The organism is Methylobacterium sp. CM6247 (assembly GCF_054817925.1).
In genome coordinates this window covers 2661284-2685370 of record NZ_JBTXKX010000003.1, presented here as the reverse complement: position 1 = coordinate 2685370, position 24087 = coordinate 2661284, and the positions used below count along the sequence as shown (strand labels likewise).

General features: G+C 61.6%; 25 protein-coding genes, 1 tRNA gene and 9 pseudogenes. 12 read left to right on the top strand and 23 right to left on the bottom strand.

The genetic code is table 11. The features are described 5' to 3' along the window. Positions 1–133: 133 nt before the first annotated feature. Both ACYQOP_RS13555 and ACYQOP_RS13550 read left to right on the top strand, forming a co-directional pair. Positions 134–466, top strand: coding sequence for an HdeA family protein (locus ACYQOP_RS13555; protein WP_246748126.1), 333 nt, complete (start codon positions 134–136; stop codon positions 464–466). A gap of 143 nt (positions 467–609) precedes the next feature. Next, entirely contained in the window at positions 610–2721 is a 2112-nt protein-coding gene (locus ACYQOP_RS13550; RefSeq protein ID WP_461222686.1) for an ABC transporter ATP-binding protein/permease, read from the top strand. A gap of 9 nt (positions 2722–2730) precedes the next feature. Here the strand turns inward: ACYQOP_RS13550 and ACYQOP_RS13545 are convergent, their stop codons facing one another. The 3 genes from ACYQOP_RS13545 to ACYQOP_RS13535 form a co-directional block, all read right to left on the bottom strand. Next, the gene (locus tag ACYQOP_RS13545) at positions 2731–3447 is read right to left on the bottom strand and encodes an LrgB family protein (RefSeq protein WP_461222685.1); all 717 of its coding nucleotides are present in this window, start codon (positions 3445–3447) and stop codon (positions 2731–2733) included. Beyond that, on the bottom strand, positions 3444–3839 hold the full coding sequence (locus ACYQOP_RS13540) for a CidA/LrgA family protein (protein WP_461222684.1): 396 nt from the start codon (positions 3837–3839) through the stop codon (positions 3444–3446). Before ACYQOP_RS13540 ends, ACYQOP_RS13545 begins: the two co-directional genes overlap by 4 nt. Positions 3840–3907: 68 nt before the next feature. Further along, the gene (locus ACYQOP_RS13535) at positions 3908–4375 is read right to left on the bottom strand and encodes a tellurite resistance TerB family protein (protein WP_056424570.1); all 468 of its coding nucleotides are present in this window, start codon (positions 4373–4375) and stop codon (positions 3908–3910) included. 202 nt (positions 4376–4577) lie between these two features. On the opposite strand from ACYQOP_RS13535, the gene ACYQOP_RS13530 reads away from it, so the two are divergent. After that, positions 4578–4653: transfer RNA gene (locus ACYQOP_RS13530), tRNA-Thr, on the top strand. A 95-nt stretch (positions 4654–4748) separates the two neighbouring features. Here ACYQOP_RS13530 and ACYQOP_RS13525 read toward each other — a convergent pair. The 11 genes from ACYQOP_RS13525 to ACYQOP_RS13475 form a co-directional block, all read right to left on the bottom strand. Beyond that, complete coding sequence (locus ACYQOP_RS13525; protein ID WP_461222683.1) at positions 4749–4985, bottom strand: hypothetical protein; 237 nt, start codon at positions 4983–4985, stop codon at positions 4749–4751. 38 nt (positions 4986–5023) lie between these two features. After that, on the bottom strand, positions 5024–5305 hold the full coding sequence (locus ACYQOP_RS13520) for a hypothetical protein (protein WP_461222682.1): 282 nt from the start codon (positions 5303–5305) through the stop codon (positions 5024–5026). 60 nt (positions 5306–5365) lie between these two features. Beyond that, the gene (locus ACYQOP_RS13515) at positions 5366–6295 is read right to left on the bottom strand and encodes a DUF7146 domain-containing protein (protein ID WP_461225312.1); all 930 of its coding nucleotides are present in this window, start codon (positions 6293–6295) and stop codon (positions 5366–5368) included. A 4-nt stretch (positions 6296–6299) separates the two neighbouring features. Then, the gene (locus tag ACYQOP_RS13510) at positions 6300–7820 is read right to left on the bottom strand and encodes a DEAD/DEAH box helicase (RefSeq protein ID WP_461222681.1); all 1521 of its coding nucleotides are present in this window, start codon (positions 7818–7820) and stop codon (positions 6300–6302) included. An 85-nt stretch (positions 7821–7905) separates the two neighbouring features. Continuing rightward, complete coding sequence (locus tag ACYQOP_RS13505) at positions 7906–8718, bottom strand: hypothetical protein (protein ID WP_461222680.1); 813 nt, start codon at positions 8716–8718, stop codon at positions 7906–7908. A 14-nt stretch (positions 8719–8732) separates the two neighbouring features. Further along, entirely contained in the window at positions 8733–9071 is a 339-nt protein-coding gene (locus ACYQOP_RS13500) for a hypothetical protein (RefSeq protein ID WP_461222679.1), read from the bottom strand. 89 nt (positions 9072–9160) lie between these two features. After that, the gene (locus tag ACYQOP_RS13495) at positions 9161–9448 is read right to left on the bottom strand and encodes a hypothetical protein (RefSeq protein ID WP_461222678.1); all 288 of its coding nucleotides are present in this window, start codon (positions 9446–9448) and stop codon (positions 9161–9163) included. A gap of 914 nt (positions 9449–10362) precedes the next feature. Beyond that, positions 10363–10599, bottom strand: a complete 237-nt coding sequence (locus ACYQOP_RS13490) for a RusA family crossover junction endodeoxyribonuclease (protein WP_461222677.1) — start codon at positions 10597–10599, stop codon at positions 10363–10365. Next, positions 10592–10735, bottom strand: a complete 144-nt coding sequence (locus ACYQOP_RS13485; RefSeq protein WP_461222676.1) for a hypothetical protein — start codon at positions 10733–10735, stop codon at positions 10592–10594. Before ACYQOP_RS13485 ends, ACYQOP_RS13490 begins: the two co-directional genes overlap by 8 nt. A gap of 7 nt (positions 10736–10742) precedes the next feature. Beyond that, positions 10743–10859 (bottom strand): GapR family DNA-binding domain-containing protein, encoded by a 117-nt coding sequence (locus tag ACYQOP_RS13480; RefSeq protein WP_461225310.1) that lies wholly within the window; start codon positions 10857–10859, stop codon positions 10743–10745. A 207-nt stretch (positions 10860–11066) separates the two neighbouring features. Beyond that, on the bottom strand, positions 11067–11414 hold the full coding sequence (locus ACYQOP_RS13475; protein WP_461222675.1) for a hypothetical protein: 348 nt from the start codon (positions 11412–11414) through the stop codon (positions 11067–11069). A 23-nt stretch (positions 11415–11437) separates the two neighbouring features. Between ACYQOP_RS13475 and ACYQOP_RS13470 the strand changes: the two genes are divergently transcribed. Both ACYQOP_RS13470 and ACYQOP_RS13465 read left to right on the top strand, forming a co-directional pair. Continuing rightward, positions 11438–11665, top strand: a complete 228-nt coding sequence (locus tag ACYQOP_RS13470; protein WP_461222674.1) for a hypothetical protein — start codon at positions 11438–11440, stop codon at positions 11663–11665. Then, positions 11634–12120, top strand: a pseudogene (locus ACYQOP_RS13465) (IS630 transposase-related protein); the annotation flags it as partial. The gene ACYQOP_RS13470 and the pseudogene ACYQOP_RS13465, both read left to right, overlap by 32 nt. 361 nt (positions 12121–12481) lie before the next feature. On the opposite strand, the gene ACYQOP_RS13460 reads toward ACYQOP_RS13465, so the two are convergent. From ACYQOP_RS13460 to ACYQOP_RS13445, 4 genes and pseudogenes are all read right to left on the bottom strand, one after another. Further along, entirely contained in the window at positions 12482–12754 is a 273-nt protein-coding gene (locus ACYQOP_RS13460) for a hypothetical protein (protein ID WP_461222673.1), read from the bottom strand. 43 nt (positions 12755–12797) lie between these two features. Next, positions 12798–13151, bottom strand: a complete 354-nt coding sequence (locus ACYQOP_RS13455; RefSeq protein ID WP_461222672.1) for a hypothetical protein — start codon at positions 13149–13151, stop codon at positions 12798–12800. A gap of 11 nt (positions 13152–13162) precedes the next feature. Beyond that, the gene (locus tag ACYQOP_RS13450; protein WP_461222671.1) at positions 13163–13444 is read right to left on the bottom strand and encodes a hypothetical protein; all 282 of its coding nucleotides are present in this window, start codon (positions 13442–13444) and stop codon (positions 13163–13165) included. Between the two features lie 727 nt (positions 13445–14171). Then, positions 14172–14438 (bottom strand): annotated as a pseudogene (locus ACYQOP_RS13445) (IS66 family transposase); the annotation flags it as partial. Between the two features lie 59 nt (positions 14439–14497). On the opposite strand from ACYQOP_RS13445, the gene ACYQOP_RS13440 reads away from it, so the two are divergent. The 5 genes and pseudogenes from ACYQOP_RS13440 (at position 14498) to ACYQOP_RS13420 (ending at position 19888) form a co-directional block, all read left to right on the top strand. Further along, a complete protein-coding gene (locus ACYQOP_RS13440) occupies positions 14498–15568 on the top strand; it encodes an IS630 family transposase (protein WP_461222640.1) in 1071 nt (356 codons plus the stop codon). Positions 15569–15579: 11 nt separating this feature from the next. Then, positions 15580–16025 (top strand): annotated as a pseudogene (locus ACYQOP_RS13435) (DDE-type integrase/transposase/recombinase); the annotation flags it as partial. 310 nt (positions 16026–16335) lie between these two features. Further along, a pseudogene (locus tag ACYQOP_RS13430) lies at positions 16336–17192 on the top strand (IS5 family transposase). Between the two features lie 416 nt (positions 17193–17608). Further along, entirely contained in the window at positions 17609–17962 is a 354-nt protein-coding gene (locus ACYQOP_RS13425; RefSeq protein WP_461222670.1) for a hypothetical protein, read from the top strand. A 540-nt stretch (positions 17963–18502) separates the two neighbouring features. Then, positions 18503–19888 carry a calcium-binding protein gene (locus ACYQOP_RS13420; protein ID WP_461222669.1) on the top strand — a complete coding sequence of 462 codons (1386 nt, stop codon included), beginning with the start codon at positions 18503–18505 and terminating at the stop codon, positions 19886–19888. Positions 19889–20192: 304 nt separating this feature from the next. Here the strand turns inward: ACYQOP_RS13420 and ACYQOP_RS13415 are convergent. Then, positions 20193–20431: pseudogene (locus tag ACYQOP_RS13415) on the bottom strand (IS5/IS1182 family transposase); the annotation flags it as partial. A 57-nt stretch (positions 20432–20488) separates the two neighbouring features. On the opposite strand from ACYQOP_RS13415, the pseudogene ACYQOP_RS13410 reads away from it, so the two are divergent. After that, positions 20489–20683, top strand: a pseudogene (locus ACYQOP_RS13410) (IS481 family transposase); the annotation flags it as partial. Positions 20684–20727: 44 nt separating this feature from the next. On the opposite strand, the pseudogene tnpC reads toward ACYQOP_RS13410, so the two are convergent. The 4 genes and pseudogenes from tnpC to ACYQOP_RS13390 all read right to left on the bottom strand — a co-directional run. After that, positions 20728–22233 (bottom strand): annotated as a pseudogene (tnpC, locus tag ACYQOP_RS13405) (IS66 family transposase). A 96-nt stretch (positions 22234–22329) separates the two neighbouring features. Next, on the bottom strand, positions 22330–22683 hold the full coding sequence (gene tnpB / locus ACYQOP_RS13400) for an IS66 family insertion sequence element accessory protein TnpB (protein WP_461222668.1): 354 nt from the start codon (positions 22681–22683) through the stop codon (positions 22330–22332). Further along, positions 22680–22886 carry a hypothetical protein gene (locus tag ACYQOP_RS13395; RefSeq protein WP_461222667.1) on the bottom strand — a complete coding sequence of 69 codons (207 nt, stop codon included), beginning with the start codon at positions 22884–22886 and terminating at the stop codon, positions 22680–22682. The genes tnpB and ACYQOP_RS13395 overlap by 4 nt, the downstream gene beginning before the upstream one ends. A gap of 71 nt (positions 22887–22957) precedes the next feature. Then, positions 22958–23092 (bottom strand): annotated as a pseudogene (locus tag ACYQOP_RS13390) (transposase); the annotation flags it as partial. On the opposite strand from ACYQOP_RS13390, the pseudogene ACYQOP_RS13385 reads away from it, so the two are divergent. Continuing rightward, positions 23069–24007: pseudogene (locus ACYQOP_RS13385) on the top strand (integrase core domain-containing protein). The pseudogenes ACYQOP_RS13390 and ACYQOP_RS13385 sit on opposite strands and share 24 nt — an antisense overlap. Positions 24008–24087: the final 80 nt, after the last annotated feature.

Here is a 24087-nt window from a genome sequence, read left to right as displayed (position 1 = left end):
ATTCTGTCTCGGTGCGTTTGATAGCGGTGGATAGACTCCGGGAATAGGGCGAGCGAACGGCAAGGCCTTCCCGTCGCTTGCCAAAACTGCCATGCTCAAGCTTGTGAGAAACATACCAGCGCGCAGATCCATCGTGACGAGACGCCTCGCCATCGCCGTCTGCGTCGTCATCGCCACCTCGGCCGGCGCTCAGACGCCTCCCTCCACTCCGCGGATGTCCTGCGCGGACGCGATGGCGCTCGTGAAGCGCGACGGATCGGCGGTCCTGTCCTGGTCCGTGGGCAAGGCGGATAGGTCCGGCAGGGGGGAGCAGCCGGTAAAGACGGAACGCTTCGTCAGCGATCGCAGCCTTTGCGGCCTGACGGAAATCGCCGAGCTGCGTTTCGTCCCGACCCGCGATAATCTGGAATGCCCCGTGGGGTACCGCTGTCGCGAGCCCGATTACGGCGACTGGGATTGGCCCTGATCCGATCTGACGCATCCGGCGGGTGAAGCCCTCGCCACGATCTCGCCACGACCGGCCGTCACTGCCGCCGTCACGACCGGGTGCTAATCCCGCGGGCGAAGACCCATTCGCACATTTGAATTTACCGAGTTGAGGAGACGCGCGTGGCCGTACTCAGGACAGGCCTCGGCCTGCAGGCCGCCATAACGGCGCTCTTTGCCCTCGTTCTTCTGATCCTGCCGGGCACCTCGACACCGCTCTACGTCAGCCTCAGCGGCTTCGCGATGGTGGTGATCCTTTTTGCCTCCGCCAAGCTCTCAGATTATCTCAAGGTATTCGTTTCCGTCTACGGTATCGGGTATTTGTTCCTAGCCGGTGCCAAGCAACTGGCAGCATCCGGTTTTCTGCCGGAGACGCTGGCGGCACTGCTGCCACCTGCCTTCGCGGCCACGGGCGCGGTGGTCTTCGCAGGCATCGTGTTCGGAATTTCCCATCTCGAACCCATCCGCGCGATCACCCGCATCGCCGATCCGTTCTTCGCCGCACGCGAGGAGCCGAACCGGGAAATCCGACCGTTCCGTTTCTTCGGCGGTACCGAAGGCCGCGTCGCACGGCGCCTCGTTGCGCTTTCGATCTTCATCACCTTTGCGCAGGTTGCGCTACAACTGCGCCTGAACTTCTGGTACCGCGACCTCTTCAACGCGCTGCAAGAGTATAACGCCGACGCATTCTGGTATCAGCTCGTCTGGATCTTCGTGCCTCTTGCGACGATCTGGGTCATCATCGGCATGTTCGACACTTTCGTCGATGCTTCGCTGCATATCCGCTGGCGCACTTGGCTCGCACGCAGCCTCTACAGCCGCTGGCTCGATGGGGGCACGCATTACCGCATACCCTTCACCGACGAACCGGCCGACAACCCGGATCAGCGCATCCAGAGCGACGTCAACCTCTTCATCCAGCAGACGACGAGCCTGTCGATCCGGCTCCTGTCCCAGGCCGCTACCCTGGTTTCCTTTATGGTTATCCTTTGGGGGCTGTCGCGGGATTTCGTTCTTCCCTTCACCGACATGGTAGTGCCCGGCTTCCTGGTGTGGCTGGTCATCGTCTACGCGGTGGTCGGAACTTGGCTGACCCATCTCATCGGCCGTCCGCTCATCGGCCTCGACTTCCGGCAGGAGAAGGTGGAGGCCGATTTTCGCTTCTCACTCGCGCGGACCAGGATCTATTCCGAGCAGATTGCCCTGCTGCGCGGTGAGCGGTCGGAGACCTTGCGACTGCGCGAGCTGTTCCGGGAGATCATCGAGAACTACCTCGCCATCATCTACCGACGGATCAAGATCGGCAGCTTCACCCTGTCCTACAACCAGATCAGCGTGGTGTTTCCCTACATCCTCGCTGCTCCATCCTACTTCCTGAAGAAAATCACCCTCGGCCAGTTCCAGCAGACGGCGAATGCCTTCAGCAGCGTCCAGGGTTCCCTGTCCTTCTTCATCGATTCCTACACCACCATCGCGTCGTACCGCGCCAATACCAACCGTCTGACGTCGTTCAAGCGGGCGATGACGAAGGCGGAGGCCCTGTCCGGTGCCGGATACGGCTTGGTGCAGGGCAGTGGACCGGGCCCGGCCGTGACGGCGTCCGGCATGACCCTGGCGCTGCCCGATGGTCGCGAGATTGTCTCCGCCAAGTCGTTTACCCTCACCAAGGGTGCCGCCACTCTCGTCACCGGCCCGTCTGGATCGGGCAAGTCGACCCTGTTCCGGGCGATCGCCGGGATCTGGCCGTTCGGCAAGGGCCGGATCGACGTGCCCGAAGGTCAGTCGGCGCTGGTGCTGCCGCAGCGGCCGTATATTCCACTCGGAACCTTGCGTGGCGCGGTGGTCTATCCCAGCACCACCGACCAATTCTCCGACGAGGCGATCCGCGAAGCCTTGATTGCCGCGCAACTGCCGCAGCTCGCCGACCGTCTCGACGAGATCGATGCCTGGGACCAGCGACTGTCCGGCGGTGAACAGCAGCGTTTGGCCATTGCCCGCGCCGTGCTGGCGAAGCCCGCCTGGCTTTTCCTCGACGAATCCACCGCCGCCCTCGACGAGCCGAGCGAAGCCGGCATCTACCGCATGCTGCGCGAGCGGTTGCCGGGGACGACCATCGTTTCCATCGGCCATCGCTCGACGCTGCACGCCCTTCACGACACGCGCATCGACATGAAACCGGGCCAGGACGGCCGCTTCATCCCGACGGAAATGCCTGAAGCTGCGCTCGCCAAATAGGAGGTGACGTCAGCGCAAAAACGTCACGGCGAGCGGTGCGAGGATCGCCGTGATGAAGGCGTTGAGACCGAGTGCGATTCCCGCGAAAGCACCCGCCACCTCGTTCACCTGAAAGGCCCGTGCGGTGCCGACACCGTGCGCGGCGAGACCCGCGGCGAAGCCTCGTGCCCGCATGTCCTGAATGCGGAGTAGGTTCATGAGCGGCGTTACCAGGATTCCGCCGGTCATACCTGTCAACATCACTAGTACAGCCGCCAGGGTCGGATCGCCGCCGAGATTCTGGGCAATCCCCATCGCGACACCGGTCGTCACCGATTTCGGGACGAGGGCGATGATGACGTCGTGCGGGATGCCGAAGGCCGTGCTCAACGTCATGGCAGAGATGAGAGCTACGACGGAGCCCACGAGGAGAGCTGCCAGCATTGGCGCCAGCGAGCGGAGCACGGTGGCGCGGTATTCGTAGAGCGGGATCGCCAGGGCCACGGTGGCGGGACCGAGCAGGAAGTGAACGAATTGGGCACCGTCGAAATAAGTCGCGTAGGGCGTTCCGGTCAGCTTAAGCACGCCGGCCATCAGGATGATGGCGACGACTACGGGATTCGCCAGGGGATGCCTGTGCGTTGCCGTGGCGACGCGGTCGGCCAAGGCATAGACCATCAGAGTCACGGTCAGCCACAGCAGGGGCGTGCGCGAGAGATAGACCCAGAGCGCGAAATCGCCGGTCATGGATCCCTCACCGGGGCGACCCAACGCTTGACGGCGACGAAGGTGAGCGCCGTCGCCGTGAGGGTCGCCAATGTCGAGACGACAACGACGCAGGCCAGCGCCAGGCCATGAGCTTCGAGCACGTCGAGCCGTCCGACGATACCGGCGCCGGCCGGGATGAACATCAGCGACAGATGGGCGAGCAGCCCTTTCCCGGAACGCTCGAGGGTGCCGTCCACGAGGGGCGCAGCGAGGACGCGTGAGGCAATGCCGGACCAGCGGTCGCGCAGCATCATGAACAGGAGAAGCAGTGCCATCCCGATGACCGGTCCCGGGACTGAGAGGGCCGTGGCACGTGCGAGCACCTCTCCGACGAGTTGGGCCAGGAGGATCAGGGTGAAGCTGACGATCATCGCGTCGCGATTCTTTCTTCCGGCCTGATCCAGCCCGGCGAAGCCGAGGATCGTCTGCCGAGCTGCCGCTAGGAGACCGCCCCCGATTCTGCGCCGGCCCTGGCGAGACGGATCGCCGTGTCATCGAACCGGAGCAGGCGACCGAGCCGCCAGACCAACGCCTCTTCGAACTCATGAACCGTGCCATCGGCGCCGGCCACCGACCATGCCATGGAGAGCAGCCGCGCGCGCTCCGTCTCGCCGAACTCGTGGCCCATCATTTCCACGAGCAGCGCCATGTCGCGGGTCTGGGCATCGACACCGGCTGCGCGAGCGATCAGCGCTTCGGCCTCTTCTCGGTTGCCGGCATAGCGTCCCTCGACTAAGCGGCAGAGCCGCTCCGACTCGGCCCCGTCGAGAACGCCATCCACCCGTGCCACATGGACGAGAAGAGCAATCGCCGCCAAGCGCTCATCTACAGCTTCCGAATCGTCCGGGCTCGCGGACAGGCCGAACGCGTCGGCAGCATAGGCTCGCAAGCGGGCAATGAGGGACATGGCTTTTCCTGAAACGTGCCGCGAGCCTTCGAAGCCGCATCGCTCCGCGTCAAGGCAGCATGGCGCATCGCGGGACAGTGATGCACCGTCCGTGGCACAGTTGCATCACGAAGACGACGCGGGCCGCCTTGCCATCGGTCGAGCGTGCGGATATGAAGCCGCAACGATCCGAAGCGACACCAGCCGTCGCACTACGGATCTCGCCGCAATAGCTCAGCTGGTAGAGCACCTCATTCGTAATGAGGGGGTCGGGGGTTCGAATCCCTCTTGCGGCACCAACGTTGTTTTTAAACGCTTTTTTGCCCTCCGTGACCTCGTTTAGGCACCGTCTTTAGGCACCCCTGCAGATCCAATTCGGTCGTTCGGGCTTCCTCTACATCCACCGGAGCCGGAACTGGAAGCCGACCGTGGCGTCCACGTCTAGGCGGTACTTGAGCGTCTTTTCGGCGATCAGAGGGTAGCCTCGGGACGACCACCAATCCCGAAATTGTTTCGAGTCTCCGGCCCTACCGAGGGATTTGAACGCGACGTGGTTAACGAAGATGCCCCTCGGATCGCCAAAGGGGACCATCGCGAAGATGAAAAATCCCTGCTTGACGAGGATCTCCACGGTGTAGCTCGCGTCGAAGTCGGTGACCTACCGACCCATCAAAGCCAGCGCATCCGGAAAGCGAACGCGTCGTCGTGAGAAAGGTGAAAGCGGTGATCGAACTGCGTCGAACCGAAGTAGCGGCCTCGCTCCGCCCACCACGATCTGAAGTCGTGAGCATTTTGCCCGAAGCAGGCCCGGATGGGGACCCCGACATTGGCGAAGGCTCGCTGGTCGCCGTAGGCTACCATGCTGTAGACGATCTGCTGAGCGGCCGAGATCACGACCGTGTGCGTCAGTGGATCGGGCGGCGGCAGCAGCGCTCCCGTGAAGGGAGGCATCAGCCAGACAGTCGGGTCCGACAAGTTTGATGCGCTCATAGCCGGCTCCCGGTCTCTGTTTTAAGCGGCTGCCGTGGATGTATCGAAACGCTTAACAAGCACATCGGCCCAGTCGGTTCCGGTGGTGGGCGGGATCTCGACCGCGACGCGGAGGCCCGTCTTCGGCCGCGCCAACCGATGTGCTAGGGTAAAGGCAGCGAACTGACCGGTGAAGCTTTTGTCGTTGTCGCCGAGGATGACCACGTGCTCGACGTTGGGTGGTGGGGACCACGCCGCGAGCCGCCCTGCGTTCAGTGCCGCCCAGACCGGAATCTCGAAGATGCGGCTCGCAGCCAGCGCGGTCTCGATCCCCTCCGCGATGCCCAGCGTTGGCCCTGCCCTGGACAGGCGGACGGCCGATCCATCCGGAAGCGGACCGAGCGACAGCCGGGCCTTGGGGACATCCGCCTTCTTACCCTCGGCCGTAAGGTACGTTCGGTGGATCGCTACGGGATTGCCGGCGTGATCCAGAACCTGAGCAAGCATCGCGGGATGGAAACTCGGCGTCGAAACCTCGTGGCTATAAGCGAGACAGGAGATCGCCCGGAGGCAGCGAGGCGCAGGGTCGGTGTAGACGCGGCGATACCTCAGCCATCGAAGAGCGGCAGGATCTCCCTCCTCGACCGACCCGACCGAGCGCCAGAGCTTCCTGAGGTAGGCGTAGAGATCGCCTTCCGGTCGCGCGGGGGCCACCGGCATCGCGGTGATCGTCCCGAGCATCGGCTCGACCAGTTCGGCGAGTTCCCGGAATCTGAGGCCAGTGACACGCATCGCCAGTTCGGCGCCGTCACCGGCGCCGCAGTCGTTGCAGATCCAGGTCCCGCGCCCTTGAAGGTTGTCGAATCGGAACTTGGTCTTCCCGACGCACATCGGGCAGGATCCCTGCTTCCCTGTAAGGAGGTGCCCAGGGACTCCCAGGGCGGTCAGGAAGCCGGTCCAGCGGCCAAGCATGCGCTCAGATAGCGGCTGATACATCACGGCCTCCCTGATTCTTCTGACGTGATTTGGCTGCGCGGATGTTCTGGGACTTGATCCAGTTCAGGATCTGCGGCGTCGGGGTGAGGTCCGGCGCGACGACGCGGCGATCCGGCCATTCGCCATATTTCGCCTTAAACTTCTGTGCGGCGTATCCGGGCTTGTGGCCGTAGCACTTGGCGTACGCCTGGAGCTGACCGAGGAACGAGATCCGCTTTGCAGCGTCGGCCTTCGCATGGACGGCGGTCCGCTTTGTCAGTTCCATCAACTCGCCGTCGTCGCAGCGGATGTCGGTCTGCCGGGTGGCCTTGAACCCGCATGCCGGACAGATCGGCATCCTCGGGGGCTTCAGGAAGTCACACGCGGGGGAGGCGCACAGCTTCGGGAGAGCTTCTTCCCGCTCCTCGTCCTTTCGTGTGCTGCTCTTCCGCTGCTGGCCATCGTCGAGTTTGTCGTGGCGGATGTGGTCTACGAAACCGATGCGGGCGGTCGTGTCGCTATGATCGAGGATGAGAAGGTCGTCTTTACCCTTCGCTGTCCGGAGCCCGCGTCCGATGATCTGGACGTAGAGCATCTCGGATTTGGTCGGGCGGGCGAGGACGATGCAGCGAACGTCCAGGTCGACGCCCGTGGTGAGGCAGCCGACGCTGGCGATCACGCGGATCCCCCCGGCGGTGAACTGCCGGAATAGCGCCTCCCGATCGGCCGATTTTGTGTGGGCGTCGATGTATCCGCAGTGAACGCCCGCTTGGGTAAATTCAGCCTGAAGGTGCAGGGCGTGTGCACGGTCGACCGCAAAAACGAACGTGGGGCGATCTTGTGCGCGGGAGAGCCACGTCTCGACGATATCAGCGACGAGTTTCGGCTGATCCATCGCCTTTGAGAGATCGCCCTCGTGGAAGTCGCCAGCCACCGTCCGGACGCTGCTCAGGTCAGGTGTGGCCGGGGCGAACACCCGGAAGGGCGAGAGGAATCGCTTCTCGATCAGTTCGGCCGTCGAGGTCACGGAGATCAGGTCATCGTAGAATCTGCCGAGGCCCTTGGTCCACGGGGTCGCCGACAACCCGATGAACGGCACCGAGGTCCAGTCCGCGTCATCCATCCATTCGCCGGTCAGGTCGTACCAACGGTGCGCCTCGTCGATCACCACGATGTCGGTTGGCTGGATACGGCCCTTCTGGTGGAGGGTCTGGATCGTCGCGACCTGGATCGGTGCAAGAACGTTCGTCCGAGGGTGACGGGACTGGATCACGCCGATGTCGCTGCAGGGGATGCCCTCCGCTTCGAACGTGCGAACCGTCTGGTCGATGAGGGAGAGCGCCGGAACCACGAACGTCAGCCGCCGGCTCTTCTGCAACGCGCCCAGGACGAGGTTCGCCGCGAGGACGGTCTTCCCCGCTCCGGTTGGGAGGTGGAGCATGGGCCGGCTCTTCCCGTGTTTGAGGGAGGCTCGGAGAGCGGCAATCGTATCGATCTGATGCTGGAAAAGGGGCCGGCTCATAGGGGCGATCCGAGTCTGGAGAGGGTGGCGGTCCTGGTTGCGTCCGGGCGAGTGAGATGCCTCGGTGGTCTAGTGCTTTCGTTTTTCAAGTCGGAGCGGCGCAGTCGTCCAGATCCAAGCCGTGTTCGAGGCTTTGAGATCGGTCGGCCTTCTTCGACCGAGGGGGTTGTCCATCCTCGGGAGGGCATCCCACCCCATCTTCACGGCTAGGTTTTTCGGCTGAGCCAGAAATGTCGGTGAGAGATAGAAAGAGTACGGGCGACATTCCTGGTTCACGGTCCGGCGGGGTACCGTGGAGAGCCAGATTCCGAGCGTGCGCGATGTGCGTGGCCCGCTTCTCTTTCGGCATCCGTTTGAAGGTCGAGCGGGAGATCCCGAGCCCGATCCAGGGGGCCAGCCGCTCGATTGACAACTCGCATGGCATCAGTGACGTGCCGGCGGCGTGGCGCTTTGCTTTTAGGGCAAGAGCCTTGCGCTTCCGGGCCTTAGCGGCACGCTTCCGCTTGTTGCATCCGACCGGCGTGATGTGCGTGAGCCCGAGGCGGTCACGCTCGCCCTCGGTGACGTTCAGGCGTGCACCGATGGAAGCCGAATCGTAGCGCGGCGGCGCCGGCAGAATGCGAGCGCAAGCGTCCTCGATGTCGTCCTCGGTGAGGCCCGGCGTATTTAGCCGGACCCAGTCCGCGGCGACGAAGGTAAACGACTTTGTGGACGTGGTGAGCCGGATGAGTGGCAGGATCTCGTCCAGCCAGACCGTCGCATCATCGGCGAAGCAGGGACCGTTGCCGAACCTGTCCCGAAGGAGCGCGGTGATCTCCTGCCGGCGCTTCCGAGCGATAAGTGCGATGGTTGGGTTGGTAGAAAGCCGCGTCCTGAACCGGGGCGCCTCGGCGTACACGGTGGATGCCACGCTCATGCGTTGCCCTCCGGGGTCATCGACGCGAAGCCGAGAGTTTCCGGAGGCACGGGGGCTTGCTGACAATCCAGCGAGCCGGACATCCACTGAGCGCGGACTCGATCGACGGTGCGGGTGGCGTATTTCCCCTGCTTCTCGATTAGCCCGCCCTTCTCGGCCACGTGTGAGAGCAGGCTCGCGATGAAGCCAAGGTCCTTGTCGGCCGCGTCCATCACTGCGATCAACCAGCGGAGATAGTTCACCCAGCCATCGCCCGTATGACAGGCAGGCACGCAGTCCGCTTCGAGGAGGTAACCTCGGCCTTCGTCGTCTTCGCCTGAGTATGGTTCGGCCATAGGGCACCGTTCCGGGAACGGCCTCTAGGCCTCCCGATGATCACGTTGATGAGGATAGGCGGACAGGTCCGGCGCGGGGCGCCTTCAGATCACGTGGGCGGTCGGAGCCTGGGCGCTTCGGCGATCCGATCGCGCGGTCGTACGAATACCCTCTGAGGCCCGCGAGGTGCCGCCGCCGGTTCCTTTGGGACGAGGCGGCGGAGATGCTCTGCGGTGAGGCGATGGGCCTTCGCCCGCTTGAGGTTTCTCTTCACCGCCTCGGGCCAGCCTTGTGAAGCGCATGACTTCGCCATGGTGGCGTCTGCCTTCGCGCGCTGCTCGTGCCAGCGGATGAGGAAATTCACCTCGTCCACGTCTACTTCGGAATACGGGATCATCGATTGCTCGCTCCCGTCATGTGCGCCGAGACCAAGGTCTCGTAGTTCAGACTGGTGATCCCGCGCTGGTCAGCGGCTGAGATCAACCTGTCCCAGTGGTGAACCGGGGTCGAATTGCGCCACACGAAACCGGATACATGCTCTTTCCGCCGAAGCCCCATGTCCGCTGCCAGGACATTATAGGACGGCCATTTATTGAAGATTCCTTGGATGTTCATCTGAGTTCACTAGGTCTCTGCCTGGATGCGCATTATCTAGGCGCCAAAACTTCGGGTAGTCAAGTGTAGCATATTGGCTATACTTGAATTTCTCGGAAAACGGTGTATCGTCGGGAAGTAAATTAATCGTTGCCTTCCAAGTGCAGGATCAGTACAGGCACGGCTTAATCATAAAAAAACAGCGCTATCGGCTACATCCGGAAGAGAGAGGGGAGCATAGAATTATTTTTTTACTGATGTCATGTTTGAGCGCTCGACCCAGCGGCGGCACGAGGGCGTATCGTGGGGGAGACCGGCTCCGGCGGCGCCTTGCATGAGCCGGCTGAACTGGACGCACCGACGCGGCAGAAGCTGGCCCTTGCGTCACCGGAGCCGCTTACTTTTGCCCCAATACAAGCATCCACCGCAGGTTCGATCATCGGGGCCGGTGCCGGCAAAGCGCGCCATGCCAGGCCAAGAGACGCCGAGGCGATGCGCGAGCACCGAGTCTGGAGTGGTCAGCCCCGGCGTCAGGAGACCTCGCAGGACTGGCTGGGCCTCGGTCGTGGCTCCACTTTTTTCGAATCGAGAACCATGACACAAGCGCCCTCGACGCAGGTCGTCCACGCCGCATCGATCCGTTGGCAGTTGCTATCGTCGGCGACCGCCCCGGCGAGGACGAGTGCGTCGTTCAGCGGCTGGATCAAATTGTCGAGGTCAGCGCCGTCGCCGATCTGGTCGACCGATGTGGAGCTTGAGACCGTAAGGGCTGGCGATGCCCCTCCCCTTCGTCTCAGCATGAATGAGGTCGACAGCGGCCTTCGGCCACTTCTCGTATTCCGCCGAGCGCAGCACCTTACGGCCGACGTGTCTCCACATCCGGCTCGCGCTCGGCGGATACGGCAACGTGCCGATGACGTGCTGGAGGCCAGTCACCGCGACTGGTTCAGCCATCGCGCTTGTCCCGGACGTCCACGATGTAGGAGCCGGGGAAGGCACGCAGGACGGCCTTCACAAACTCGCGAGATGGGGTTTCGCGCGGCGGCGGCGGGGCCGGAACTGGGCGATCCTGGTCCTTGGCAGCGGGCATTAAAGACTCAAAGCTTTGCTTTGGAGTGGACGATTGCCGGCTCCTCTTGCCGCTCAGCCTGATCCTTCTTCCGAAGGGCGAAGATCCGGCGGAAGGTGACGACGTCGAAGCCGGCCCCTTTTATCCGGCAGACGCAGGGCGTTGACGCGTTGGTGCGGAAGGCCGGCGATACGGTGCACCGGCCTTACCGTATCTGTCTGACCTCGGCTAGTGCCACCGGATCGTGAGTTGAGCGAAGACATGACTCTACCGTTCCAGGAACGGCCACCGGCCTCCCGACGAAATCGAATTGATGGGACGGGCGGATCGGGCGGTCGCGGTGCCGGTCGGGTCACGGCGGAAGACGAAGCTTCGGCGACTCGTCTACAGATCGCATGTGGCGCGTAAAGACGTTCGTGGGGCGGTTCGGGTGCAAGCGTCCCGGGGCCCGTGGATAGGCGAGGTCATGAAGCAGGGACAAGCACTTCACCTTGACGTCGGACCGGTTGGAGCGGACGCGGTTCTTGTCCGAGGCGAACCTCAGGCCCTGGCCGTAATCGTCGCCAACGGGAAGAACACGATGGGCCTCGATATCGGCCTGATCCAAGAGGGATCTCGCAAGGCAGGCCTCGCTCTCGGCCAGCCCGCGGTGGTACTTATTGAGACGGTCGATGACCGCTGCGGGCGGAGATTCGGTCATTGGACCGCCCTCACCCGATACTGATGGCTGACGAACCACGCGGTCAGCATCTATTCGCAGACAACGGGATCAAGAGCATAGAGACAACCTTCCGCTTCATCCCGGAAGTACGCGTCGGTCCGCTCGGCGATCTGGCGCTCCACCTCGGCCTTAGAGCATGGTCCGAGCGGCTTGAAACGGATATCGGGCTGAAGGGTTGGTCGGTGAAGGAGAGCGCCGATATCCTCAGCTCTGTCCGTCGATTTGCGTAAACGTGTTGTCGGGGCCGTTGCAGCCGGGGCCTCGCGGCATCAAGCAGCCGTACGCTTCGGGGTTAGCCTTGCCAGCGCGAGCCGCTGGTGCGGGCTGCTTGCGCGTCAGGGGCATGTTGCACCCAAGCCCATGGGTGGAGATCAGCGCTCGCATCGGGTCGAAGCCCGTGCCGACCAGATCCTGGAGCTCTATGAGCGACGGCCGGGCATCTTCTTGCATGAACTGAAGGCCGCTCTGGCCGAGCATGGTCTCCACATCGCCCAGAGCAGCCTGTCGCGTTTCTTCAAGCGCCACGGCATCACGCGAAAAAAAGCACCGGCCGTGCCTCGAACCAGGCCTCCCGGACGTGAAGGCGGCCCGGGAGGCCTGGTTCGAGGGCCAACCCGATCTCGATCCGGACCGCCTCGTGTTCATCGACGAGACTGCAGCCACCACCGCCATGGCTCGGCGCTATGTGTGCGCGAGCAGCGTCCGTGTAGTTGCCCATTGTGGTCAAGATCTCGGTGGGCATTGGAATGATGGCATCGAAGTCCAGGCACACCTCATCCGAATATGCATCGGCCTGCTGCCGTATACAAGTATTATGGAATCGCCTGATCTCTTCGGCGCGTCCGGAAAGGATTAGCCGGTTCGTAATGAAATTGGGCATTAGAAAATTTTTCGTAAGCAATGAGATAAAAAGCAATTATAAATATAAATGCAAGCTGAGTGGATGCAAAATGGATATTGATTCTATTCATAATCATGGACGGCCAGAAACGTTGCGACTGCGTTCCGAAGGGCGCGAGAAGTGCGCCGCAGCGCGACGCAACGGATCATGTCACGCCAGCCTTCGCTCCCTCCGCGGTCGTGAACGTGTGCACGTCCACTTCCTCATACCACCCGCCGTGCCCAGTCGCTTCCTCGTAATGCTCATGTAAAGCATCCTCAGACAGGCCCCGCAGATCCACCTCACCCGCATGCTCATCAACGTTGAGGATGTCGGAAATCATCTGCTCTGAGTAGCAGAGTTGCGCGCTCTGCTGAGTGGCATGGAAGGTGCTCCAGCCGTCGCCGTCATTGCTGAAGTAGACCTGCCAGATCTTCATGCTTGTCCTCCTTATGTGGTACGATCAGCCGTAGCCCGAACGATCACGCCGTTCTTACTTCGACTCCTGGATCGAGGATGCGTTCTACGACATCGACCGCGAACATGACCGTATCAGAGTCCGCGATGAAGAGCTCGATCAGCTCATCAGTTGACTTTGCTTCGAGCTGCATCTGTATGGCGCTCTCCTCCCTACTGTCGTCACCTGCCATGAGGATGGTCAGATGCCAGATCAGGGTTTCACGAAAGTAGACCTCCGCTTCCTTGCGCGTCGAGAACACCTCTACGTCGTTCAGATGCTGGCAGTCCTCGTTGGCGATGCGAACGATCCACAGGGTGCGCGGGTCGGGTATTGAGCTCGGTTCCTCTCGCATAAGCTTATTGGGCTGAACGCTCATTGAGCACGACATCAGAACCTCTTCGTTCTGAAGTACGTCGGGATGCTTTCAAGTCCGACATCTGTTTCGATGTCACGCAAGGCCTCTTTGGGACTGCCCCTGCCCCACTTGAAGGCATCTTCGCCGTCACCGACTTCAACGTTGACCCAATCGCCAAGCTCATCAATGTAGTCGTAGTACTCATTGATGCGCATACCCAACGGCCTAGCCTGGAACTGAGAGATACGGTGGGCCATTTGTACGAGGTCATCGTACGGGCACATACCAAAGACCATGTGTGAATCGTCGCTCATAATACAATATCTCTCTCTATGAATCTAAATTCTTGCCGTTAAAAACAACGGCATCCAATGAACCCGATAACTTGTACAGGGTGTCTCAGGTAGTGTCTACAACTTTTTCAAGATTAATCGATATATGTCTGAATCTTTGCGGGAGATGGCGTACCACGCCGATCGCTATAGGGTGGATTCAGAGCCATGAATCTTCATACATGCCTGAAAGTTATAGCTGAATCTTGGAATGCTTGATGCGATTATGTGGATTCACTGTGCAGATTCTATCGATGGCCCTGAACAGTTCCGATGCATATGAGCTACTGCGGCCTCAAACTGGCAGCATGGTGGGCCTCATTCGCCTGCATCGGCGCGGGACGAAGGCATGCGCACACAAAGCCTCTTTCCCATCAGGCTATGAAGCACAGATGCCGGCTGCAGGACTGTTCTGTGCCTCGATGCGGCATTGGGATGCGCCGTCGAGCTATATGTGGCGCTGCCGTGGGGGGACCTGAAAGCCGTCTGCCATTCACCGGCATGGCGGCCACGTATCAGGGCCGCGAACTGCGGCGCCAGCGCACTACGCCGTCTCCGGATCCTGCTCGCTCCACGTGATTGCGGCGGCCGCGATTCTCTCCGTTCGCAGTGAGCTGACGTTGGCGGCTTGGGGTCATGTTGGAGACGCAGCACTGTGTGAGTCGATTTCGATCCGCCCGTCATCAAGGAACAGGCTCGGGCCCGCCTAGCGGGTCAGCCCGTAGCGGATCGCCTCAGCCAACTTACTCTTCTGGCTGATCGGCTCGAGCCGCTCCTGCAGCCACGGCTCCCTCACCGCCAGGATCGGACGGCTGCGGGCCCGACGCACGGCGCACCGCTCGTCAGCAGGGCGGCCGCGGGTCTCGGCCTCGATCCGGTAGAGGCCGGCAATGCGCGCCAGCACCTCCATCGCGATCGGTCCGTCCAAGTCGTAGAAGCCCCGGCGCACGTGGCTCCAGCAGAAAGCAAGCTGCACCTAGTGCACTGACGCGGTCGGAGGATTCAGGCGGGGCGTGATGCATGCGAGTCTGGGCGATGGCTCAGACCGTCTGTGTGCTCCTCGACGACGTCACGAAGTCGGCGCTGTCCGCGATCGCCGGAGATCGATCCCGCCCCCTCAAGCACATCCTGCGGGCGTGCATCGTCCTGCTGTCGTCCGAACGGTTGAGCGTGCAAGACGTGGCGCGGCAGGCTGGCGTCAGCCGACCCGCCGTTTGGCGCTGGCAGCAGCGCTTCGCCGAGGAGGGCGTCGAGGGCCTGCTGCACGATAAGACCCGCCCACCCGGCACCCCGCCGCATTCCATACGCACAGTGGCGAAGGTGCTGGCGCTGACCTGTTCGGAACCGCCGGACGAAGTCACTCACTGGACCGGGCGCGCCGTCGCTGCGCGGACCGGCATCTCACTCCGCTCCGTGCAGCGGATCTGGCAAGAGCACCGCCTGCAGCCGCATCGGGTGCGTACCTTCAAGCGCTCGCACGACCCGGCCTTCGCCGAGAAGGTGGAGGATGTGGTCGGTCTCTACATGGATCCGCCCGCCCACGCCGTCGTGCTGTCCATCGACGAAAAGTCCCAGATCCAGGCTCTGGAGCGAACCCGTCCCGATCGGCTCATCGGTCCCGGACATCCTGCCGCTCAGACGCATGACTACACCCGCCACGGTACGACGACCTTGTTTGCCGCCCTCGACGTCTTGGAAGGCACGGTGCTCGGCCGCTGCATGCAGCGCCATCGCCACGGTGAGTTCATCCGCTTTCTCATTGCCGTCGAGGTTGCGGTCCCTGCGGGCAAGGTGATCCATGTCGTGCTCGACAACTACGGCAGCCACAAGCACCCGAAAGTTCGCGCCTGGCTCACCCGCCACCCGCGATGGACCTTCCACTTCACACCAACCTCAGCGTCCTGGCTCAATGCCGTCGAGGGCTTCTTCTCCACGCTCACGCGCCGCCGCCTTCAGCGGGGCACCTTCACCGGCATCGTCGACCTGCAGGCGGCCATCAAACGCTATATCGCCGAGCACAACCGCAGCGCCCATCCCTTCGTCTGGACAAAGCCCGCCGCCGCCATCTTCGATGCCATCAACCGAGCCCCTGAACCATCCGTCTGAGTCAGTGCACTAGTCGCAGATGTGTGGAGCGTCTCATGCGCCGCCATGGCATCCGGGCCCTGGCAGGGCGTCGATTCCGACCCTGCACCACCGTCACCTGCCACGATCTGCCGATTGCGCCCAACCTACTGATGCAGCACTTCTCAGCCGCACTGCTCAATACGGTCTGGCTGGCGGAACCGAACGACCGCGTAGGGATGTCACCTAGCTGCCGACGGGAGAGGGCTGGCTTCACCTGGCTGCCGTCCTCGATCTCGCCACCCGCAAGATCGTCGGCAGGTCCATGCGCGATCACATGCGGACTCAGCTGACGTCGGTCGCCCTGATGATGGCTAGCCAACGGCAAAGACCGAGTGCCAGCCTCATCTGTCATTCGAATCGCGGCAGCGGATACCAGTCGAGCGAGACCGACATCCAGGGCAAGTCAGCCGCTTCGGCAAGGCGCCGGCCATCGCGGGCGCCGCCTGACCCAGACACGCCTAACCGGTCGAACGGAATGCCGGTAGGCCAGACTTCACTCGCGAGGGTGACCCGGATCGTTTCCGTGAGGACGATGGGTGAGGCGATCTTATTGATAGCCCCGAACCGGTTCGTTACAGCAGGCTCAGTCGTGAAACAGATTAAGACGCTTCGTTCTCCCGGCCGCATTATGCGGCGGCTCCGCGCCGACTGCGAATAGAAGCGCGTCACTCACGCGAGCGAAACATCGGACTAGGGTGTCTCTGCAAAGGGTTCACACGCTGGGTGACGGTCCCCATGTTGTGGGGATGCGACGCTACGAACTGACTGATGCGCAGTGGGAGCAGATCGCCCCGTTGCTGCCTCCGCAGAAGCCGCGCACGGGCCGGCCATCGGAGGATCATCGCCAGGTCCTGAACGGTATGCTTTGGATCCTTCGCGGGGGTGCGCCCTGGGCCGATCTGCCGGCCCGCTACGGTGCTGTCGGGACCGTGTCGAGCCGGTTTTATCGCTGGCGGCAGACCAATGTGTTCGACCGGGTGCTGCCGCGCGTGCAGGCGCAAGCCGATGCCCGAGGCGATCTCGACTGGAACCTGCACTTCGTGGACGCCACGGTGGTGCGCGCCCACCAGCACGCCGCCGCTGCACGCCGGTCCGGCGCCATCGGGGGAGGGGACGGCGGAGAGGGTCGGTGAAGCGCTCGGGCGCAGCCAGGGCGGGTCCTCATCCCGAGCTTGTCGAAGGATCGACCAAGCTGAATCTGCGCGCCGAGGGCGGCGGTAAACCGATCGCGGCGGTGCTGACGGCAGGCGAGCGCCACGAGCAGTTCGCCCTGGACGCGCTGATGGACAAAGGCGTCGTGCCGCGCTCTGGCTTAGGCCGACCGCGCCTGCGTCCCCGCCGAACGGCCGGGGATCGGGGCTACTCCAGTCCGCCGGCCCGTCGTCGCTTCAGACGCCATTGGATCGAGCCAGTCATTCCGACCCGCAAAGATCAACCGCGGCAGCCCAGCTTCGACAAGGCCGCGTACCGGGAGCGCAACAGGGTCGAGCGGCTGATCGGACGCCTCAAGCAGTATCGTCGCATCGCCACCCGCTACGAGAGGCGCGCGGCCAACTACCTCGCCATGGTCACACTCGGCATGACCATGCTCTGGCTCACATGACTTTGCAGAGACGCCCTAGAAAAGGGCGATCCGTTTACATTGAGAGCCTCAATCGGTCAATGCTACTAGACCACGGTCGATCGTCACGATCTCGACATGAACCAGATTAAGCCAGTCTGAGCCACATAGTCGGCAACGAACAACGAGGGGGCCAGATCAACCCCATTGATTGTTCAAGCCGCAGGCTGCCACTGGCGCAGTCTTACTCCGCCGCAGCGGTCCAGAATTGGAACACCCGTTATAATACACCACGAGTTATCCTGCATCCCCTCGGTTGTACAGACACTTTTCAATCAAACTGTGCGGAATAGGCACATGTATTCCACGCCATATTATATAAATGTTAAAATATTTCTGTACAACGTGGAAACAAGGGTTCACGTTCGCATTTACAGTCATATTCGAAAGGGCTCTTCGTGTTCTCATTGATGCTCGCCGCGATTGGCGGGGGGGGGGTAACTGCGTTGATTGTGGTGCCGTTAAGCCCGGCGTTAGCCATCATCGCTGTGCCTTTTGGAGCAAGTCTGTGCGCAGCTCTTGCCGCGATTCACATCGCACGTGAGCGTGGTTGTGGATGGCATAGCCATATCCAACTGGATGAGCAAACTGACGCCGATGAACAAATGGACGCCATGGTGGCATCCCTCCACAGCGTCGCTGTGCAGGCAGGCTTGACCGTGCACGAAGAAATGAAACCGCTTAACTGCAATAAAAGCAGAATAGGTCCTGGAGTCAACGCAGGAATACTCAACCTTAGGAGCCGCACCTAAGAGACTTGTGCAAACGCGAGATGTCCACCCTAAATCGACAAGGAGGCTTTATTGTACCCTCAGGTTTAAAATGTCGCCCATAATCTTATCGCTCTTTGTTGCGAAGCTGAAACAGCGCGCCAAAGCTAGACTTCATGGGTATGCAACTACTACACCTTCCTCGTTTCTATCATGATGCCATCTTTAATAATATTAGACAAAACCACGCGAAATTCATGTCATGCGTCTCAATCATTAGTATCACATTTATGTCACAAGTGCTTGTAAATTACTTATACCAAACGAAGTGATGTTTCGCCAACACAACGGCACATCTACGGATCCCTCAGTCACAGTGCGTGCTAAGGAACTCGAATAGCAAAACGCCGATCTCGAAAGCATTCGCGATAGATAGCAATCGCCCCGAGAACGCGCCTGAGGTTACTTTTTTGTAACGACTTAATGGAATAACCACCATTTAGTTATACCTCCGTTTGAGAAGTTTGCTTTCTCAACGAGTACCCTCGTAAAATCGATCCCAAAATTCGAACAAACGCAAGATTGGATGAAAAAGTGATTACTGTATTTAAAAATAGTAAATACGTTGTTTCTAGCAACTTAGGCAAAGAAATCATTGAGGGCAGCAGCCCCGCCGGAATGAATGGGGTGAACGTATCGTTTCACATTGAACAGGTTCATCCAGTATACAGTTTTTTTTATTGGGAAATTTCTCCAATTACCGGCAGCTTTAGCGATTTTTGGGCACATTCCGGTGGCAATTTTATCGATGGAGAGCCTGGCAATTGGTACAATCTTGGGGGATTTACAAGTACCGGTCATCTGACGTTTAAAATAAACCCTGACCTACTCCCGGAGCTAGATGAAAGATTTGCCGTCAAATTTTATACATCCGCAGCAGATCCTGGTTTCGGCGTAGCTCCTGTCGCCTCAGTGACATTCACAATCATTGACGACGACCCAATCCGCGTCGTGGGTAACAACTCGGCAAATATCCTAAAGGGGCAGAGTGGATCCGATACGATCCTAGGCAAGGGTGGCGACGACACGCTCACTGGAGGGCGCGGCGACGACCTCCTTGATGGCGGTGCAGGTGTGGATAGGATGACCGGTGGCCTCGGCAATGATACGTTCGTTGTCGATAACGTTCTGGATCAGGCTATCGAAGCGGCTAAGCAGGGAATTGATCTGGTCAAATCTTCTGTGTCGTTCACGCTTGGAGCCAACGTCGAGAACTTGACGCTGACTGGTGCTAGCGGCCTCAATGGATATGGCAATGAACTCGCCAATACTCTGACCGGGAATGCCGGTAGCAACATTCTCGATGGTAAGGGCGGCATCGATACCATGCGCGGTGGTGCTGGGAACGATGTATACTACGTCGACAATGCCAAAGATCAGGTCAGTGAAGCTGCTTCGCAGGGCAACGATAAGGTCATCAGCGGTGTAAGTTATGCTCTGGCAGCTGGGCAAGCGATTGAAACACTCCAGGCGGCAACTGGAAAGGCCAGCATCACCCTAACGGGCAATGAGAAGGCAAACGCGCTCATCGGCAATGCCGGCGCGAACCGGCTCGATGGTGGTACGGGCAAGGACATGCTGACCGGTGGAGCCGGGGCAGATACGTTCGTGTTTTCGACCAAGTTGGGCAGTGCAAACGTTGATCACATCAGCGACTACGCAGCCACTGGCGATACCTTTGAGCTTGCGCAAGGTGTGTTCAAGGCGCTGACACTCGGCGATCTTGCAGCCAGCGCATTCAAGGATATTGCATCGGGCGCGGTGGATACGTCAGACCGCATCCTCTACAATCATGGGACGGGCGAATTGTACTATGATGCTGACGGAAACGGGGCAGCGAAAGCGATACTATTCGCCATTGTTGATACAAAAGTGACATTAAATTACCATGACTTTTTGATCACATAAAATCAGATTTTTATCTACTTTCACTTTAAGAAATTCCGCATATGTAGCCGATTAACCAACTATTTTTGCCCTTGCTAAGCAAGTCCGAGACTTATAAATCTTTCACGCTCGTTTTTATTTTAGTTAATATCTCTTAAGCAGGCCTTTGAACTGAATACGTGGTTCCGTGCCGCCTTATCAATAGGCGGGACGACGTTTAGGTCAATGTTCATGCAACGAATTTGTGCGGTAGGAACAGCGCTTTGATCGGGGCAGATTTGAGCGTAGGTTTCAAGCTCGACGCCCGGTTTTCGCAGACGTGATGAAGGTGGTGGGCGGTGTAGATCATCGCCCACTCGTCTCGGACCTGTTGGAGGCCACGTAGCAGGATCTGTTGGAAGCTTCGGGCCTGCTTGATCTACCTGAATGGGGATTCAACAACCCGCTTGCCCAGGGTGGGCGGCTTCGGCGCCTGGCCCGCTTCAGTCACGTGGCCGTCGCATACATCAGCAGTGTCTTCAGCAGCTTTTGACGACCGGCTACATCTGCTTCATCGTGGCGCGCTAGATGTTTGGTCCCGCTGTGTGGTGGTACAACTGATACCACATGGAGGGACGCACTATGGGACAGGTTCTCTACGTCAGCGCCACAACGACTGAGACGGTCCGTCGGGCAATCCAAGCTCGTCAAGAGAGCGTAAGGGCGGCCTCCAAGCGCTACGGCATCAGTGCCACGACGGTGCAGAAGTGGCGCTCACGCCAGACCTGCACCGATGCGCGTATGAGGCCGAAGGAGCTCCGCTCCAGCGTGCTCAGCCGTACGCCTACGGTGAAGGCCGCGGTTGTGCTTCCGACGGGGTATCAGGCTGCGATCTGCCGGGTCTGAGGCTGGGTCCAGTTCCACGGCAGAAGGTCGTCGATACGCCGGGCCGGATGGTCGGGCAGACGCCTGAGCACATCGGCGAGCCAGGCCTGCGGATCGATGCGATTGAGCTTGGCGGTCTCGATCAGCGTGTAGAGGGCAGCCGTGCGATGCCCGCCCGCATCCGAGCCGGCGAAGGTCCAATTGCGGCGGCCCACCGCGATGGGACGGATTGAGCGTTCGGCGGCGTTGTTCGAGAGGCAGATGCGCCCGTCGTCGAGGAACCGGGTAAAGGCGGTCCAGCGCTTGAGCAGATAATCGATCGCTACTGCCGTGGGCGCTTTGGCCGAGAGTCTGGCGCGGTTCTCCCGCAGCCACGTCTCCAGGTCGGCGACGAGAGCAGCCGAGCAGGCGCGGCGGTGCGCGCAGCGTTCATCGGGGGCAAGACCATTGGCGGCGCGCTCGATGGCGAAGATCGCATCGATCCGCGTCACCGCCTCGATGGCGATCGGAGACTTCTTTAGATCGACCAGCTCGAAGAACTTGCGTCGGGCATGGGCCCAGCAGGCCGCCTCGCGGATTGGGCCCGGCTTGCGGCCGGGGTCGTACAGCCGGACGAACCCAGAGAAGGCGTCCGCCTGCACGATGCCGTGGAAGTCGCCGAGCCAGGTCTCGGCATGCGCGCCGGAGCGGTCGGGAGAGTAGAAGTAGGCCGCCGCCGGCGGCTCGGGTCCACCGAAGGGGCGGTCGTCGCGCACCACCGTCCAGAGCCGGCCCGTGCGGGTCTTACCCTTGGCCAGAACCGGCTCCGGCGTGTCGTCGAGATGGAGGCGGTCGGCTCCCCGAACATGGGCCTCGATCCGGGAGACCAAAGGCGACAGGGCGGTGGTGACGGCCCCGACCCAGCCAGCCAGGGTCGAGACGTCGATCGGCATGCCCTCATGGGCGAAGCGCTGGCTCTGGCGATGCAGCGGCAGGTGCAGGCCGAACTTGGCCATCATCACCTCGGCCAGGAGGTTTGGGCCGGCCCGGCCCCGCGGGATCGGGTGGAAGGGAGCCGGGGTCTGCGCGATGGTCTCGCAGTCGCTGCAGAAGAAGCGCTCGCGCACGTGCTGGATCACGACCCAGCGCGCCGGGATCCGCTCCATGGTCTCGGTGACGTCCTCGCCGAGGTGGCGTAGGCGTGCCCCGCCGCAACAGGCGCAGGTCGTCGGGCCGGGATGGACGACGCGCTCGCGCGGCAGGTGCTCGGGGAGAGGTCGACGAGCGGGCTTGCGCCGCGAGGAAGCTACACCGGGGAGCGCATCGGGCTCGACAACCGCCTGCGCGTCCGTCTCGGCCAGCGTCTCCTCCAGATCCTACAGCGTCAGTTCGAGCTGGTCGATCCGGGCGCTGCGTTCCGAGGAGGCCCCGAAGCGCTCCCGTCGCAGCCGGGCAACCTCCAGCTTCAGCCGTTCGACCGCGATCTCGGACACAAGCCGCGCCGCCCGCTCGGCTCGGATCATAGCGTGGGTGGCAGTGAGATCGGTGGGAAGCGGCGGGGGCTCGGACGCGTTCGGCACGCCCGAGAGAAGAGCATATTGCTCAGGCTTTGTAACGCGTTATCCTCCGCCGACGGCGCTCGGACGCCAGCTTGTCCTCGGCATCCGCCAGTCGATGCCCGAGAGCAGGTAGCCGAGCTGCGCCGTCGAGATCGTCACGGCACCGTCGGCCGCGGACGGCCACAGGAAACGGCCGCGGTCGAGCCGCTTGGTGTACAGGCACGCGCCCTGGCCATCGTGCCAGATCACCTTGATCAGGTCGCCGCGCCGGCCGCGGAACACGAACAGGTGCCCGGAATGGGGATCGCGCTTCAGCGTCTCCTGGACGATCATCCCCAAGCTGGAAAAGCCCTTGCGCATGTCGGTGTGGCCGGTCGCCAGCCAGACCCGCACGTTGGCCGGCAGCGGGATCATCGGCCCTCCAGGGCATCGAGCACCCGACGCAGAGCTCCGGCGTCGACGTCCCGGTCGACCGTGAGACGCCGACCGCCGCCGAGATCGATCTCGATGACGCCGCTCTTGCGACGAAGCCGGCGCGGCGGCGCTGGAGCACGCGGATCATCCGACTGTGCAGCGGGAATAGGAAGTGAAGGCTCCGGGGCGATCGCGACGGGCACGAGGACCGGGCCTGCGCGTCCCCGCCCAAACGGCCCTCCCGCGCCTGACGCCGCCAAGTGAACAGCAGGCCTTGGGCGATCCCGTACCGGCGCGCCACCGAACACACCGACACGCCTGTCTCAAACGAGGCTTCGACGATCCGCGCCTTGTCGTCGAACGACCAGCGTCGCCGCCGTTCGGCATTCTCCAGGAGCTCGACCCGCATCATCCCGACCCGCCGACCTTAACGCCAGCATTAAGGTCAGGCTTCAGCGCAGAGCGCGATGGCCTCGACCGTGGCCCTCACCGGAGGCGTACGCTCAGCCTGGCGGACGAGGCGGTCATCGTCGCCTTCCGGCGGCATACGCTGCTGCCGCTGGACGACTGCCTCTACGCGTTGCAGCCGAGCCTGCCGCATCTGACCCGCTCGTCGCTGCATCGCCGCCTGCAGCGTCACGGCATCGGCCGCCTGCCGGATGTCGACGGCGACAAGCCCAAGCGCTCGCGCTTCAAAAGCCTACCCGATCGGCTACTTCCACATCGACATCGCGCAGGTCAGCCCCGAACAGGGCAAGCCGAACCTGTTCGTGGCCATCGACGCACGAGCAAGTTCGCCTTCGTTCAACTGCACGAGAAGGCGACGCAACGGATTGCGGCAGCCTTTCTACACGATCTGGTCGCTGCCGTGCCGTACACGATCCACACCGTGCTGACGGATAATGGCATCCAGCATCCAGCTCGCTGACAACCATCCGGTGGACGAGGAAGCCGAGGCCAAGGCGGCCGCCGATTGGGCAGAGCGCGACGAGCCGCGCATCTACCGCTGGCACTCGTTCGATTGGGCGTGCGAGCAGACCAAGATCGAGCATCGCCTAACCAAGTCGCGCTGCCCGTGGACGAACGGTCAAGTCGAGCGCATGAACCGCACCATCAAGGAGGCGACGGTCAAGCGCTACCATTACGACAGCCATGACCAGCTCCGGCCGCCCTGCAGCTGTTCGTCAACGCCTACAACTACGGCCGCCGGCTCAAGACCCTGCGCGGTCTCACGCCCTACGAGTTCATCTGCCAGACCTGGACGATAGAGCCCGAACGCTTCAGGCTCGATCCGTCACACCACATGCTGGGACCGAACATCTAGCTAACACGACATCACTCGGACCGTAACAGCACCGATCTCATGACAAGGCGCAAGGGAAGGGCAAGAACTACCTCCCTATG

What these genes read in the sequence shown, in the direction of transcription:
- ACYQOP_RS13450 (WP_461222671.1), bottom strand. Translation starts at nt 13,444, where the DNA reads ATGAGCGACGATTCACACATGGTCTTTGGTATGTGCCCGTACGATGAC.
- ACYQOP_RS13540 (WP_461222684.1), bottom strand. Translation starts at nt 3,839, where the DNA reads ATGATCGTCAGCTTCACCCTGATCCTCCTGGCCCAACTCGTCGGAGAG.
- ACYQOP_RS13535 (WP_056424570.1), bottom strand. Translation starts at nt 4,375, where the DNA reads ATGTCCCTCATTGCCCGCTTGCGAGCCTATGCTGCCGACGCGTTCGGC.
- ACYQOP_RS13500 (WP_461222679.1), bottom strand. Translation starts at nt 9,071, where the DNA reads ATGGCCGAACCATACTCAGGCGAAGACGACGAAGGCCGAGGTTACCTC.
- ACYQOP_RS13545 (WP_461222685.1), bottom strand. Translation starts at nt 3,447, where the DNA reads ATGACCGGCGATTTCGCGCTCTGGGTCTATCTCTCGCGCACGCCCCTG.
- ACYQOP_RS13510 (WP_461222681.1), bottom strand. Translation starts at nt 7,820, where the DNA reads ATGAGCCGGCCCCTTTTCCAGCATCAGATCGATACGATTGCCGCTCTC.
- ACYQOP_RS13455 (WP_461222672.1), bottom strand. Translation starts at nt 13,151, where the DNA reads ATGAGCGTTCAGCCCAATAAGCTTATGCGAGAGGAACCGAGCTCAATA.
- ACYQOP_RS13475 (WP_461222675.1), bottom strand. Translation starts at nt 11,414, where the DNA reads ATGACCGAATCTCCGCCCGCAGCGGTCATCGACCGTCTCAATAAGTAC.
- ACYQOP_RS13520 (WP_461222682.1), bottom strand. Translation starts at nt 5,305, where the DNA reads ATGCCTCCCTTCACGGGAGCGCTGCTGCCGCCGCCCGATCCACTGACG.
- ACYQOP_RS13485 (WP_461222676.1), bottom strand. Translation starts at nt 10,735, where the DNA reads ATGCCCGCTGCCAAGGACCAGGATCGCCCAGTTCCGGCCCCGCCGCCG.
- ACYQOP_RS13490 (WP_461222677.1), bottom strand. Translation starts at nt 10,599, where the DNA reads ATGGCTGAACCAGTCGCGGTGACTGGCCTCCAGCACGTCATCGGCACG.
- ACYQOP_RS13440 (WP_461222640.1), top strand. Translation starts at nt 14,498, where the DNA reads ATGGCTCAGACCGTCTGTGTGCTCCTCGACGACGTCACGAAGTCGGCG.
- ACYQOP_RS13470 (WP_461222674.1), top strand. Translation starts at nt 11,438, where the DNA reads ATGGCTGACGAACCACGCGGTCAGCATCTATTCGCAGACAACGGGATC.
- tnpB (WP_461222668.1), bottom strand. Translation starts at nt 22,683, where the DNA reads ATGATCCCGCTGCCGGCCAACGTGCGGGTCTGGCTGGCGACCGGCCAC.
- ACYQOP_RS13460 (WP_461222673.1), bottom strand. Translation starts at nt 12,754, where the DNA reads ATGAAGATCTGGCAGGTCTACTTCAGCAATGACGGCGACGGCTGGAGC.
- ACYQOP_RS13495 (WP_461222678.1), bottom strand. Translation starts at nt 9,448, where the DNA reads ATGATCCCGTATTCCGAAGTAGACGTGGACGAGGTGAATTTCCTCATC.
- ACYQOP_RS13515 (WP_461225312.1), bottom strand. Translation starts at nt 6,295, where the DNA reads ATGCTTGGCCGCTGGACCGGCTTCCTGACCGCCCTGGGAGTCCCTGGG.